The 12501-nt window shown below is 73.1% G+C and carries 13 protein-coding genes and 3 pseudogenes; 10 read left to right on the top strand and 6 right to left on the bottom strand.

All coding sequences use genetic code 11. The features are described 5' to 3' along the window. The 3 genes from ACFWA7_RS38090 to ACFWA7_RS38080 form a co-directional block, all read right to left on the bottom strand. A partial coding sequence (locus ACFWA7_RS38090; protein ID WP_385827726.1) for a 4'-phosphopantetheinyl transferase occupies positions 1–757 on the bottom strand: 757 nt, incomplete at its 3' end. After that, positions 750–2219, bottom strand: a complete 1470-nt coding sequence (locus ACFWA7_RS38085; RefSeq protein ID WP_385539021.1) for a class I adenylate-forming enzyme family protein — start codon at positions 2217–2219, stop codon at positions 750–752. The genes ACFWA7_RS38090 and ACFWA7_RS38085, both read right to left, overlap by 8 nt. After that, positions 2219–2470: an acyl carrier protein gene (locus ACFWA7_RS38080; protein WP_385539019.1), complete on the bottom strand. Its 252-nt coding sequence runs from the start codon at positions 2468–2470 to the stop codon at positions 2219–2221. The genes ACFWA7_RS38085 and ACFWA7_RS38080 overlap by 1 nt, the downstream gene beginning before the upstream one ends. Positions 2471–2637: 167 nt before the next feature. Between ACFWA7_RS38080 and paaA the strand changes: the two genes are divergently transcribed. The 9 genes and pseudogenes from paaA to ACFWA7_RS38035 form a co-directional block, all read left to right on the top strand. After that, on the top strand, positions 2638–3669 hold the full coding sequence (paaA, locus tag ACFWA7_RS38075; RefSeq protein ID WP_385827728.1) for a 1,2-phenylacetyl-CoA epoxidase subunit PaaA: 1032 nt from the start codon (positions 2638–2640) through the stop codon (positions 3667–3669). Next, on the top strand, positions 3666–3968 hold the full coding sequence (gene paaB, locus ACFWA7_RS38070) for a 1,2-phenylacetyl-CoA epoxidase subunit PaaB (protein WP_067162897.1): 303 nt from the start codon (positions 3666–3668) through the stop codon (positions 3966–3968). Before paaA ends, paaB begins: the two co-directional genes overlap by 4 nt. Further along, on the top strand, positions 3958–4734 hold the full coding sequence (paaC, locus tag ACFWA7_RS38065; protein WP_385827724.1) for a 1,2-phenylacetyl-CoA epoxidase subunit PaaC: 777 nt from the start codon (positions 3958–3960) through the stop codon (positions 4732–4734). Before paaB ends, paaC begins: the two co-directional genes overlap by 11 nt. Next, positions 4728–5225 carry a 1,2-phenylacetyl-CoA epoxidase subunit PaaD gene (gene paaD / locus ACFWA7_RS38060; protein ID WP_385539042.1) on the top strand — a complete coding sequence of 166 codons (498 nt, stop codon included), beginning with the start codon at positions 4728–4730 and terminating at the stop codon, positions 5223–5225. The genes paaC and paaD overlap by 7 nt, the downstream gene beginning before the upstream one ends. A 9-nt stretch (positions 5226–5234) precedes the next feature. After that, positions 5235–6350 (top strand): 2Fe-2S iron-sulfur cluster-binding protein, encoded by a 1116-nt coding sequence (locus tag ACFWA7_RS38055; RefSeq protein ID WP_385539015.1) that lies wholly within the window; start codon positions 5235–5237, stop codon positions 6348–6350. A 118-nt stretch (positions 6351–6468) separates the two neighbouring features. Further along, positions 6469–7251 (top strand): SDR family oxidoreductase, encoded by a 783-nt coding sequence (locus tag ACFWA7_RS38050; protein ID WP_385539013.1) that lies wholly within the window; start codon positions 6469–6471, stop codon positions 7249–7251. Between the two features lie 34 nt (positions 7252–7285). Further along, a complete protein-coding gene (locus tag ACFWA7_RS38045) occupies positions 7286–8137 on the top strand; it encodes a tryptophan 2,3-dioxygenase (protein WP_385539011.1) in 852 nt (283 codons plus the stop codon). Then, positions 8130–8924 carry an alpha/beta hydrolase gene (locus ACFWA7_RS38040; RefSeq protein WP_385539010.1) on the top strand — a complete coding sequence of 265 codons (795 nt, stop codon included), beginning with the start codon at positions 8130–8132 and terminating at the stop codon, positions 8922–8924. The genes ACFWA7_RS38045 and ACFWA7_RS38040 overlap by 8 nt, the downstream gene beginning before the upstream one ends. A 431-nt stretch (positions 8925–9355) precedes the next feature. Further along, positions 9356–9862: pseudogene (locus tag ACFWA7_RS38035) on the top strand (LysR substrate-binding domain-containing protein); the annotation flags it as partial. A gap of 10 nt (positions 9863–9872) precedes the next feature. Here the strand turns inward: ACFWA7_RS38035 and ACFWA7_RS38030 are convergent. Together ACFWA7_RS38030 and ACFWA7_RS38025 are read right to left on the bottom strand one after the other, a co-directional pair. Next, positions 9873–10451 (bottom strand): hypothetical protein, encoded by a 579-nt coding sequence (locus tag ACFWA7_RS38030; RefSeq protein ID WP_385827722.1) that lies wholly within the window; start codon positions 10449–10451, stop codon positions 9873–9875. A gap of 62 nt (positions 10452–10513) precedes the next feature. Then, a pseudogene (locus tag ACFWA7_RS38025) lies at positions 10514–11065 on the bottom strand (M48 family metalloprotease); the annotation flags it as partial. Here ACFWA7_RS38025 and ACFWA7_RS38020 point away from each other — a divergent pair. After that, positions 11054–11383, top strand: a pseudogene (locus ACFWA7_RS38020) (alpha-hydroxy-acid oxidizing protein); the annotation flags it as partial. The pseudogenes ACFWA7_RS38025 and ACFWA7_RS38020 sit on opposite strands and share 12 nt — an antisense overlap. Positions 11384–11460: 77 nt before the next feature. Here ACFWA7_RS38020 and ACFWA7_RS38015 read toward each other — a convergent pair. Then, on the bottom strand, positions 11461–12276 hold the full coding sequence (locus tag ACFWA7_RS38015) for a BTAD domain-containing putative transcriptional regulator (RefSeq protein ID WP_385539008.1): 816 nt from the start codon (positions 12274–12276) through the stop codon (positions 11461–11463). Between the last annotated feature and the right edge of the window lie 225 nt (positions 12277–12501).

The following is a 12501-nucleotide window of genomic DNA, read 5'->3' as shown; positions in this document are numbered from 1 at the left end:
CCCTGGACCGCCTGGCACTGCACGCTCGCGGTGCGCTGAAGACGCCCGGCCCGGCCGGTCGCACCCGTACGTCCACGACATGGCCGGGCAGCGACCGGGGCCGGGCCCGGAAGCCGCCGGGCACCGGCCGGGTCACGATGGCGAGCAGGGTCGCCGGGGCCTCCTCGCCGAGCAGGGCGCCGAACGCCTTGAACGCGGCCTCTTTGGCCGAGAAGGCACGAAGCAGCCGACGCGCGGCGACGGCCCGGTCCGGCGCGTCGTCGACCGGGCCCCGCTCGTCGGGGCCGAGCACGATATGGGCGCTGTCCAGCGGGAGGCCGCGCAGTTCGAGGTCGCAGCCCAGTGCGTGGACGCGCGCGCCCGGCGCGGCCAGGGCGACGGCCAGTCCCCCGGAGTGGCTGATCGAGCCCGCGAAACCGCACGGGAACAGCGGCCGTCGGCCGGCACGCGGGATCTCCCCGGCCGGGCCGCCCGCCTCGGCCAGCGCCCGCCTGGCCGCACAGCGACCGGCCAGGAAGTCACGGCGGCGCGGGGGCGGCATCGCGACGGCGGACTCCCACTCCCTGGGCCCGGCCGGGCGCGCCCGCGGGTCGTCGGCGCGGGCCAGTCCGAGAGAAAGTCCCTGGGCGCGCAGGACGGGGCGCAGCAGGAGCACCGCGTGTTCGGCGCCTGCCCGGCCGGATACGGGGTCCGGCCGGGTGGCGCGGGCGCCCGACGCCGGGTCCGCCGCCTCGCCGCGCGTCAGCGCGTCACGCACGCAGCAGCTTCTTGATGATCTTCCCGGCCGGGTTGCGGGGGACCTGGTCGATGAACTCGATGCGCCGGGGGCGCTTGTACGAGGCCAGGCGCTGCGCCAGATGTGCCTGCAACTCGGCCGTGCCGGTGCCCTCCTCGGCGACGACGTACGCCAGCGGGACCTCGCCGAAGTCCTCGTCCGGCACCCCGACGACCGCCGCGTCGCGCACCGCCGGGTGGGCCTGGAGCGCGCGCTCGATCTCCGAGGGGTAGACGTTCTGTCCGGCCCGGATGATCAGGTCCTTGCTGCGGTCGATCAGCCGGATGAGGCCGTCCCGGTCGATGAACCCGAGGTCGCCGGTGCGGATCCAGCCGTCGACGGTGATCTCGGCCGTGGCGGCCTCGTCACCCCAGTAGCCGCGCATCAGACCAGGACCGCGTACGCAGATCTCCCCGATGGCGCCGGGCTCGGCCTCCTCGCCCCGGGTGTCCAGGGCGCGCGCGGACATCCCGGGGATGACCCGGCCGGCCGGAATCACCTCGGGCACCGCGCCGGGCGCCGGGTGCTCGTCGGGGCCGAGGGTGACGAACGGGCCGCCGACCTCGGTCATCCCGTACACCTGCCGGAAGCCGCAGCCGAGCCGCTCGACGGCCTCGGCGTAGATGTCGGGCGGCATGGGCGCGGCCCCGTACAGGATCTCGCGCAGGGTCGAGAGGTCCGCGGTGTCGGCGGACTTGGCGCGCAGCAGGAAGCGCAGCATCTGCGGGACGAGCCAGACGTGCGTGGCGCGGTGGCTCTCGATGGCGGCCAGCGCGGTCTGCGGCTTGAAGCCGGGCATCAGGACCACGGTCGCGCCCGCGGCCATATAGGTCAGCGAGACGACCATGCTGCCGTGGTAGAGCGGGCAGCAGTTGACCAGCACCATGTCGTCGGCGGGCCGGGCCACGGCGAGCCAGCCGAGCGCGATGGCCCGGAACGAGGCGTGGTCGACGGTGACGCCCTTGGCCTGGCCGGTCGTCGCCGAGGTGTGCAGGATCGCCGCGGGGGCGTCGTCCGGGATGTCGTCGAGCGCCGGTCCGCCCTCGGCGCCGAGCGCGGCGAACGCCTCGTCGTCCAGGCGGACGCGGGTGCTCACCGGCAGATCGGGGTGGCGGGCCAGCAGCGCGGCCTCGCCGATCACGGCGACGGCGCCGGTGCGTTCGACGATCCCGGTCACCTCGGCCGGGGTCAGACTGTGGTTGAGCGGGACGAAGAGCGCCCCGATGCGGGCGAGCGCGAAGTACGACTCCAGGACCTCGATACGGTCCAGGGAGAGCACGGCGACGCGGTCACCGCGCCGGATACCGAGCCCGGCGAGCCCGTGGGCGAGGCTGACGCCGCGGTCGTGGAACTGGGCCCAGGTGACGGAGCGGTGCTCGTCCACCAGGGCCGTCCGGTCCGGGAAGCACTGGCGGTTGCGCTCCGCCAACTGGGTCAGCCACATCAGGCGGCGCCCGGCTGCGGGGCGGCGGCGTCGCGGCCCGCGATGAACCGCTCGTAGTCCGCGATGGTGGTCAGGCCCTCCATGTCCTCGGCCGTCACCTCGACGCCGGTGCGCTGCTCGATGAGCAGGATGAGCCGGACCAGGTCCCCGGAGTCGATCCCGCTGGCGCTGAGGTCCTCGTCGTCACCGATGGCCTCGGCGAACTCCGGTGTCCCGGTCAGCTCGACCAGCATCGTCCTGATGGTGCTCATGGCGTACCCCTCTCGTTGCACTGACTACCGAAGAGAGAGGCGCACTTCACCCCACACACTCCCCGCCCCCCGCGTGACCTTCGTCACGGGTCCACGGTGTGCGCGCAGGGATTGAACGCCCCAGGTCAGGCCTCTTCATCTGTGAAGGCACCGCCACCGCGGCGGTCCTGGACGAAGGGGTGGTCGACGGCGTGGAGCAGCTCAACGCGCACTTCGAGGCGCTGCTCGCGGCCGGGGAGCAGATCGAGCCCCGGGACTGGATGCCCGACGGCTACCGGCGGATGCTGATCCGGCAGATCTCCCAGCACGCGCACTCCGAGATCATCGGGATGCAGCCCGAGGGCTCCTGGCTCACCCGGGCCCCGTCGCTCCACCGCAAGGCCAGTCTGCTGGCCAAGGTGCAGGACGAGGCGGGCCACGGGCTCTACCTCTACTCGGCGGCGGAGACCCTCGGAGTGTCGCGCGCCGACCTCCTCGACGCGCTGCACAGTGGCCATCAGCGCTATGCGGCCACCTTCAACCACCCGGCCCTGACCTGGGCCGACACCGGGGCCATCGCCTGGCTCACGGACGGCGCGGCCGTCGTCAACCAGGCGCCGCTGTGCCACACCTCGTACGGCCCGTACGCCCGGGCGATGCGCCGGGTGTGCCAGGAGGAGGCGTTCCACGTGCGCCAGGGCTACGACGTGCTGTGGTCGCTGTGCCAGGGGACGCCCGCGCAGAAGGAGATGGCGCAGGACGCCGTCAACCGCTGGTGGCTGCCCGCGGTGGCGCTGATGTTCGGCCCGCCGGACACCGTGGCGGGCGGCGCGGACGACCGCACCGCCGCCATGGGCGCCGCCGTCTCCCGACGCTCGATGGCCTGGGGCATCAAGCGGCACACCAACGACGAGCTGCGCCAGCGGTTCGTCGACAACTGCGTGCCGCAGGCGGAGCGGATGGGGGTGACCCTGCCCGACCCGGCGATCCGCTGGAACGAGGAGCGGGGGCACTACGACTTCAGCCCGATCGACTGGCAGTTGTTCCGCGGCGCGCTCGGCGACGGCTCGCAGTGCAGCCGCCAGCGGCTCGCCCACCGGGTCGCGGCGCACGAGGACGGCGCCTGGGTGCGCGAGGCGGTCGACGCCTACGCGGCGCAACTGACCGACGAAGACCGCGAGTTCGCGGAGCAGGACGACGAGGGAAGGCGTGTGTCATGAGCGAGCGGTCCGCACGGGTGCTGACGCCGTGGGAGGTGTTCATCCGGCCGCGCCGGGGTCTGGCCCACCAGCACGTGGGCTCGGTCCACGGCGCCGACGCCGACATGGCACTGGCCAACGCCCGGGATCTGTACACCCGTCGGGGCGAGACGGTCTCGGTGTGGGTGGTGCGCTCCGACGCGGTGCACGCCGCCTCGCCGAGCGAGAAGGACCCGTTCTTCAGCAACGCCGCCCACAAGCCGTACCGGTACCCCGAGCACTACATCCCGTTGAACGAGGAAAGCGGCCATGACGGCTAGCACGACCGAAGCACCGGACCCCGGCCTCGCCGCGTACGCGCTGCGGCTCGGTGACGACGCGCTGGTGCTGTGCCAGCGGCTGTGCGCCCTGGTGACCCGGGCACCCACCATCGAGGAGGACCTGGCGCTCTCCAACATCGCGCTCGACCTGCTCGGCCACGCCCGCACCCTGCTGGCGTACAGCGGCCGGCTCGACGGCACCGGCCGCAGCGAGGACGAACTGGCCTACCACCGCACCGAGCGCCAGTTCCGCAACGCGCTCCTGATGGAGCTGCCGTCCGGCGACTTCGCGGTGACGATCGCCCGCCAGCTGGTGTACGCGCACTACAGCAGGCTGCTGTGGACCGCCCTTGAGAAGTCCTCCGACGACACCCTCGCGGCGTTCGGCACGCGGGCGGCCAGGGAGGTCGAGTACCACCAGATGCACGCCGACCAGTGGACCGTCCGCCTGGGCCGGGGCACCGCCGAGAGCCGCCGCCGGATGCAGGCCGGGCTCGACCTGGTCTGGCCGTACGCGGGTGAACTCTTCGCGCCGGACGCCCTGGTGGACCGGCTGGACACGGACGGGCGCGCGGTCGCCCCGGCGCGGCTGCGTGAGGAGTGGGAGCGGGAGGTCGCCGCCGTCCTCGACGACGCGCGCCTGACGGTGCCCAGCCCTGCGTGGCAGGCGACGGGCGGCCGGGACGGGCTGCACACCGAGGCCTTCGCGCCGCTGCTCGCCGAGTTCCAGTCCGTACGCCTCCAGTACCCGGGAGGCACCTGGTGAGCGCCGCCCGGCTGGACGCCGACGAGGTGCGGGCCCGGGTGAACACCGTGCCCGACCCCGAACTCCCGATGATCTCGCTGGCCGACCTGGGGGTCATCCGCGCGGTGGAGGCCGCGGACGACGGCGCCCTGGAAGTCGTCATCACCCCCACGTTCCTGGGCTGCCCGGCGATGCCCGCGATCGAGGCCGGGATCCGGGCCGTGCTCACCGAGAGCGGCCACCCCGACGCACGGGTGCGGCAGGTGCTCTCGCCCGCCTGGACCACCGACTGGATCACCGACGAGGGCCGCCGCAAGCTCTCCGAGCACGGCATCGTGCCGCCGGGTCCCGCCAAGGCGCCCCTGTCGGTCCGGGTCGGCCTGGGCGTGCCCTGCCCGCACTGCGGCTCGGTGGCGACCCGGCCGCAGAGCCCGTTCGGGGCGACCCGCTGCCAAGCCGTCCTGGTGTGCACCTCGTGCCAGGAGACCTTCGCGCATCTGAAGGCGATGTGACGCACCCTCATGACGACAGCGACGACTAGCGGCGCCGCCGCTCCCCCGGCAGCGCCCCGACGGGCGACCGGCTGGTACCGGCTGCCGGTGACCGCCGTGGAGCAGGTCGGCGACGAGTCGGTGGCGATCAGCCTCGCCGTGCCCGGCCCGCTCGTGGACACCTTCGCGCACCGGGCCGGCCAGCACGTGGTCGTACGGCACCGGCCCGAGGGACGCGAGCTGCGCCGCAGCTACTCGGTCTGCCTGGCGCCCCGGGACCCCGCGGGGCTGCGTCTGGTGGTCAAGCGCCTGGGCGCGGACGGCTTCGCCGAGTACGCCACCACGGAGCTCGCTCCCGGCGACACCCTCGAACTCGGCCCGCCCACCGGCGACTTCCGCCTGGCGGACGTGCCCGGCGCGCACCACGTCCTGGTGGCGGGCGGCAGCGGCATCACCCCCCTGCTGAGCATGGCGGCGGCCGCGTTGCGGGAGGACCCCCGGTGCCGGGTCTCGCTCGTCTACGCCAACCGCAGCGCCCAGTCGGTGCTCCTCGCGGACGAGCTGACCGACCTCAAGGACGCCCACGTCGGCCGGTTCTTCACCCTGCACGTGCTCTCCCGCGAGCAGCGCGAGAGCGAGCTGCTGTCCGGCCGGATCGACGCGGCCCGGCTGCCCAAGCTGCTGGCGCTGCTCGGCGCCGAGCCCGACGAGCGCACGCACTTCTACCTGTGCGGGCCGTGGGGACTGGTGGAGACCGTCCGGGAGGCGCTCACGCGGTGGGGCGCGGACGAGGCGCGGGTGCGCTTCGAGCTCTTCTCCACCGGCGGCGGCCTCCCGCCCGCGCCGCCCCCGGAGCCGCTGGGCCGCACCGGTCTCATCTCCGCCCGCCTGGACGGCCGTACCACCGAGACGGTGATGAAGCCCGAGGACCGCGTGGTGCTCGACGCGGTGCTGCGTGCCCGGCCCGAGACCCCGTACTCCTGTCGCGACGGCCTGTGCGGCAGCTGCCGCGCCAAGGTGGTCCGGGGCAGCGCGGTGATGGACCGTCAGTACGCCCTGGGCCCGGCGGAGCTGGCCGCGGGCTACACCCTGCCGTGCCGGGCGCGCCCGGAGTCGGACGAGATCGCGCTCGACTTCGACGCCTGAGCACCCGCCCCGCCAGCCCGAACAGCGGTGCGCAGCATATGGATTGTCCCCCCGACCGCCCCCCCCCCCAGACCGCAGCGACGACCGCGCGGTCCCCGAGATCACAGGAGTGTGCAGCATGACCAGTACGGGCAGGCTGAGCGACCGGACGGCACTGGTGACCGGCGGCAGCCGGGGAATCGGCCGGGCGATCTCGCTCCGGCTCGCGGCCGAGGGCGCCCTGGTGGCCGTCCACTACGGGCACCGCACCGAGGCCGCCGAGGAGGCCGTCGCCGAGATCGAGGCGGCGGGCGGCCGGGCGTTCGCGCTCCGCGCCGAGCTCGGCGTGCCCGGCGACGCCGAGGCGCTGTGGACCGCCTTCGACAAGGGACTGTCCGAGTACGGCGCCCGGCCCGGCCTGGACATCCTCGTCAACAACGCCGGAATCACGCTGCCGAAGCGGATCGGTGACGTCAGCGAGGAGGAGTACGACCGGCTCTTCGCGATCAACGTCAAGGCTCCCTTCTTCGTCATCCAGCAGGGGCTCGGCCGGCTGCGCGACGGCGGCCGGATCATCAACATCTCCTCCGGCGTCACCCGGATCGCCATGCCGAACATCTCCGCGTACTCGATGACCAAGGGCGCCCTGGACACCCTCACCCTCGCCCTCGCCCCGGAGCTGGGCACGCGGGGGATCACCGTGAACGCGGTGGCGCCCGGCTTCACGTACACGGAGATCAACCCGACCCTGAAGGTGCCGGAGGTGCTCGACGCGTACGCGGCCACCTCGGTCTTCAACCGGATCGGCCGCCCGTCGGACATCGCCGACGTGGTCGCGTTCGTGGCGAGTGACGACGCGCGCTGGGTCACCGGCCAGTGGCTGGACGCGACCGGGGGCGCGCACATCGGAATGCCGGTCTGACCACCCGGCCCCGCCCCACGACCTACGGAGACCCATGACCGAGCAGACCAGCGCCCTCGCCACGCCCCCGGCCGCCGACGAGGCACCCCAGGTGCAGTTCGAGGGGAAGACGCCGTACGAGGACTACGTCCACGCCTCGCTGCTTTCCACCCTCCAGCGGCCGCTCTCCAACGACCCCGGCGAGATGGCGTTCATCGTCACCACCCAGGTGATGGAGCTGTGGTTCACCCTCATCGTCTACGAGTGGCGCACGGCCCGGGACGCGTTACTCAAGGACGACCTGGAACAGGCCCTGGACGCGCTGCGCCGCAGCCGCCGCTCGCACCAGGCGCTCAACGACTCCTGGACGCCGCTGGCGGCGCTGACCCCGGCCCAGTTCAACGGGTTCCGCGCGGCGTTCGGCGAGGCCTCCGGGTTCCAGTCGGCGATGTACCGGCACATGGAGTTCCTGCTCGCCGACAAGTCCCGCTCCATGGTGCAGGCGCACCGGGGCCACCCGGCCGTCTACGCCGAGCTGGAGGAGGCGCTGGCCGAGCCGTCGCTCTACGACGAGGTGCTGCGCTTCCTGTACCGCCGCGGCCTGCCCGTGCCGGAGCACGTCCTGGAGCGGGACGTGACCGAGGCGTACCAGCCGGACTCCTGGGTCGAGGAGGTCTGGCGGCAGATCTACGCCGGGCCGCAGGACGACCCGCTGGTGCGGCTCGGCGAGGAGCTCACCGAGGTCGCCGAGCTGGTGCTGCGCTGGCGCAGCGACCATCTGCTCGCGACCCGCCGGGCGATGGGCTCCAAGGCGGGCAGCGGTGGCTCCCCGGGCGTGGCGTGGCTGGAGAAGCGCGCCCACAGGTCCGTGTTCCCCGAGCTCTGGACGGCGCGCAGCTATGTCTAGGACCCCTTCCGCGTTCGCGGCCGAGGAGGAGCGCCGGGTGCTCAGCATCCGCCCGGTGCTGGCCCCCGTACACCGCAAGTACGGCTCGCACCCGCACCAGGTGTACGACCTGTGGCCGGCCGAGGACCCCGAAGCGCCGCTGGTGATGCTGCTGCACGGCGGCTACTGGCGCTACGACCGGATGCATCTGACCCCGTTCGCGGCCCATCTGGCACAGCACGGGTTCACCACGATCCTGCCGGGCTTTCGCAGGTCGGGCGGGGCGGGCGGCTACCCCGCCACCTTCGACGACATCGCCCTGGCCGTCGACACGATCCCGCAGGGCCGCCCCTTCGTCCTGGCGGGCCACTGCTCCGGCGGCCACCTCGCCCTGTGGGCCGGGGCGCGCGGGCTGCTGCCCGAGAGCTCGCCCTGGTACACCACCCGGCTGCCCACCGCGATCCTGGGCCTGGCCCCGCTCACCGACCTGGCGGCCACCATCCGCGACGACCTCAGCGACGGCGCGGCCCTGCAACTGCTGGGGGGCGCCGACCAGGTCGAGGCGAGGCTCCCGCTGGTCGACCCGCTGACGCTGCTGCGCGACAAGGGCACGACGGGGGTGCGCACGGTGGTGCTGCACGGGGCGGCGGACGAGGAGGTGCCGCTCGGCCAGTTCGCCGACTACGCCGCCGTCCACCCGGACGCCGAGCTGGTCGTCCTGCCCGGCACCGGCCACTACACCCTCATCGAACCGGGCTCGGAGGCCTCCCGGTCGGTGATCGACACCCTGGGCCGACTGGCGACGTAGCGGCTCCTCCCCCGGGAGACGGCGGGGCCGAGGCCGGGATCTGAACCGGGAGGGGGCGACATCGCCGTCATCACCCACGACACCGAGAGAGCGGCGGGGCTCCCCCGCCAGGTGCGCATCCGCGACGGGCGCGTGGTCGCGGATGCGCGCGGGTCGCGACGTGATGGCTCCTTCGGATACCGCTCCCCGTACGGACAGCACTTCGCCCACCCGGCTCAAGGCAGCGCGGCCGAGCCCCCGGGACCGTCGGACCGTCCTGCACGCCGGTTCGGCGGGGCCGCGCAGAACACCGCCAACGGCCGCTACCCGTCCGTGGTGCTCGGCCGTGTCGCCGCCGGCCGGCTCGGCGTCACGAGGCCGCGGCGGCAGGTGTGGATCGGCGACCGGTACTCCACGTTCGTCGGCGTCCTCGGCCCGATGCCGCTGGCGCGCAGGACCGCATCGAGGCCGGTCTGCTGGCCGACGAGCTCGACCTCGGCATCGCCTTCCACCGGCCCCATCTGCCCGGCATCGCCGCGACGCCCCTGTTCACCGAGAGCCTGACCCTCGTCGTGGCCACGGGCACCGCCCCCTCCGGGACGCTCCCCGTCCGCGACCTGGAACACCGCCAACTCGCCCTGCTGTGCGGCGACTTCGCCACCCGGGGCCACATCGACGCCTACCTCGCCGCGCACCGGGTGCGGCCGCACATCGCGGTGGAGGCCAACTCCCTCCAGGCCCTCACGGAGATCGTCCAGCGCACTCCGCCGGCCACCGCCCTGCCCGACGCGGTCACGCACGACCACCCGCGGCTGCACCCGGTCCCCCTCGAACCGGCCCTGCCCGCCCGTACGGTGACCCTCCTGCGGCGGGAGAGCGCGTACGAGAGCGCCGCCGCCCGCGCCTTCACCCGCCTCACCCGCCGGCTCGTACGCGACCGCGCCTACCCGCCCGTCTGAGAACGGCCGCTCACAGCCCGGGCGCGCCCCACACCGGGAACCAGCGGGCGAGGTCCTGCTCGATGCGCAGGTCGTCCGCGAGCACCGCCTTGATCCGCAGCTCCAGCGCACTGTCGCGCTTATCGCCGGGCAGCGGGGCGAAGGGGTAGAACGTGCCGCGCTTGTAGAGGTACACCAGGGCGAGCGCCTGCCCTCCGTCGTCCTGGAAACCGACCAGGGAGCACAGCAGTTGGGGGCCGAAGCCGCTTTCCTGCAGGGCGTTGTTCACCGCGTGCAGATCCCCGGCGAGCGCGGTCAGCCCGGCGGGCCCGCGCCGCGACAGGAGCCAGGTGCAGCCGTACTCGTCGCGACTGAACTCCACCGGACTCCCGGCCCGTTCGGCGTCCGCGTCGAGCAGTTCCTCGACGTCCTTGCGGATCCGGGTGAAGGCCCCGCCCTCGACCGTGGTGAAGCAGACCGAGCCCCGTCCGGTCGGGGTGAACCCGGCCGCCGCCTCCAGGGTGACGGCCGCCGACGGCACCGCGAAGAGCCGGTCCAGGTCGGGGGCGACGGGCTTGGTCCGCCCGAGCAGGATGTCCAGGAAGCCCATGCGGATCAGTCACTCCGTCCTGTGCCGGCTCTCGTCGTACGGTCCGGGGCGCTCGGGGCCGCTCATGCCGGGCGGCCCAGCTCCGCCGAGATCCTGGCCAGCCCGTCGAGGCGCTGCTCCAGGCTGGGGTGGGTGGACAGGAGCCGGGAGAGCGTGGCGCCGGCGCCGAGGGCGGGCACGAAGTAGAAGGCGTTGAAGGCACTGGCCGTGCGCAGGTCCCTGCTGGGGATGCGGGCGATGTCCCCGTCCAGCTTGGTCAGCGCCGAGGCGAGTGCGGAGGGGCGGCCGGTGAGCAGGGCGGCCGCGCGGTCGGCGGCCGGCTCCCGGTAGCGGGACAGGGCCCGGATCAGCAGGAAGCTCAGCGCGTACACCGCGGCCGAGACCGCCATGACGACCATCAGGATGGCGAAGGTGTTCTGGTCGCCGCGGCGGCGGCCGCCGAACATCTGGGAGTAGAAGGCGAAGCGGACGATCAGCCCGGCGATGACACCCGGGAACGAGGCGACGGTGATCACGGCGACGTCGCGGTGGGCGACGTGCGAGAGCTCGTGGGCCAGCACGCCCTCCAGCTCCTCCGGCTCCAGGCGTCTGAGCAGTCCGGTGGTGGCACAGACTGCTCCAACCACGGCGGCCGCCAGGCCAACGGCGGGCTGCCCGCCCTCGACGCGCTGCCCGGCGTGGTCGAGGCGGCCGACGGCCTGCCCGTCCTGTCCGACTCCGGCGTCCGCACCGGGACGGACATCGTGAAGGCCATCGCGCTCGGCGCCACGGCCGTCGGCGTCGGCCGGCCGTACGCGTACGGACTCGCCGTCGGCGGTACGGACGGCCTCGTCCACGTCCTGCGCTCGCTGCTCGCCGAGGCCGATCTGCTGATGGCGGTCGACGGCTATCCCGCGCTCGCCGGCCTCACGCCCGAATCGCTACGGCGCGTCCTCCGACCCGCCCCGCTCGCGCGGCCGCGCACCGGCTCAGGAAACGGTCCGAGCCGGCTCGCGGTGACCCCGGCGGGTCAGCGCGCCGAGGCCGTCACACCGACGGCTTCCAGCCTGGCCGGATCGGCCCGCAGAATGGCTTCCTGGGTCAGCCGCAGCGGCGGGCCCGGCTCGACGCCCAGCTCCTCGCGGATGACCTGGCGTGCGCTGCGGTAGACGCCCAGGGCGTCGCCCTGGCGGCCCACCCGGTACAGGGCGGCCATCAGCTGCCGGTAGAACGGCTCGCGCAGCGGGTGCTGGACGACGAGTCCCTTGAGCTCCTCTATCACGGCGTGATGGCGGCCGAGCGCCAGGGCGGATTCAATATTCAGCTCGATGCAATTCAGCCGCTTTTCGTCCTCCACTGCGGCGAACGAGCTGATCTCCGAAGACCCCGACATGCCGTCAAGAACCGGCCCCCGCCACATGGCGAGGGCATTTCTCAGACATTCGGACGCGGCCGGGTAGTCGGCCGCCAGGTAACGGGCCCGGCCGCTTTCATACAGCCTCTCGAACGTCCGGACATCGAGCTGGTTCTGGCTGACGTCGAGAATGTAACCCGGGGAAACAGTGACGATCGGCGAAGCCCGGCCGGGTGTGCCGAGCAGCTTGCGCAGCTGTGACACATAGACCCGCAGGCTCGCCGCCGCACACCGCGGCGGATGCTGTTCCCAGAGCTCCGCCATGAGTTTGTCGCCCGGCACCGTCTCCCCTGCCCGGATCGTCAGCAGAGCGAGCAGCTTGGCGATCTTCGGTGGCGCCGGCGTCAGATCGACGTCGCCGCAGGTCACCCGGAGCCGCCCCAGTACTTCGTAGCGCAGCGGATGACTCGATCGTGCATAGGACAGGGACACGTGACGCAACCCCCTTGAATGCATGCCGGGCATTCAACTAGTTCGGATCTCCCCGTTCACCCCGGGCCATCGCGCCCAAGATGCACGCGATTGCCGATAAACATCGTAGTCGAGCAGTCGTTACGTAACCATTAAAAGGGCGCTAACACCTGGAGCGCAGCACCCGGGGGCCATTTCGGCCACCAATCAGCGGAAATTCGATTATTAATTCCGGCTGCCGTATGC

It is taken from the genome of Streptomyces sp. NPDC059994 (genome assembly GCF_042737755.1).
Lineage (GTDB): Bacteria > Actinomycetota > Actinomycetes > Streptomycetales > Streptomycetaceae > Streptomyces.
This window is presented reverse-complemented; position numbering and strand designations above follow the sequence as displayed.

Coding starts and splice junctions, on each gene's coding strand:
- ACFWA7_RS38085 (WP_385539021.1), bottom strand. CDS start 2,219: ATGTGGCTGACCCAGTTGGCGGAGCGCAACCGCCAGTGCTTCCCGGAC.
- ACFWA7_RS38080 (WP_385539019.1), bottom strand. CDS start 2,470: ATGAGCACCATCAGGACGATGCTGGTCGAGCTGACCGGGACACCGGAG.
- paaB (WP_067162897.1), top strand. CDS start 3,666: ATGAGCGAGCGGTCCGCACGGGTGCTGACGCCGTGGGAGGTGTTCATC.
- paaC (WP_385827724.1), top strand. CDS start 3,958: ATGACGGCTAGCACGACCGAAGCACCGGACCCCGGCCTCGCCGCGTAC.
- ACFWA7_RS38055 (WP_385539015.1), top strand. CDS start 5,235: ATGACGACAGCGACGACTAGCGGCGCCGCCGCTCCCCCGGCAGCGCCC.
- ACFWA7_RS38050 (WP_385539013.1), top strand. CDS start 6,469: ATGACCAGTACGGGCAGGCTGAGCGACCGGACGGCACTGGTGACCGGC.
- ACFWA7_RS38045 (WP_385539011.1), top strand. CDS start 7,286: ATGACCGAGCAGACCAGCGCCCTCGCCACGCCCCCGGCCGCCGACGAG.
- ACFWA7_RS38040 (WP_385539010.1), top strand. CDS start 8,130: ATGTCTAGGACCCCTTCCGCGTTCGCGGCCGAGGAGGAGCGCCGGGTG.
- ACFWA7_RS38030 (WP_385827722.1), bottom strand. CDS start 10,451: ATGGGCTTCCTGGACATCCTGCTCGGGCGGACCAAGCCCGTCGCCCCC.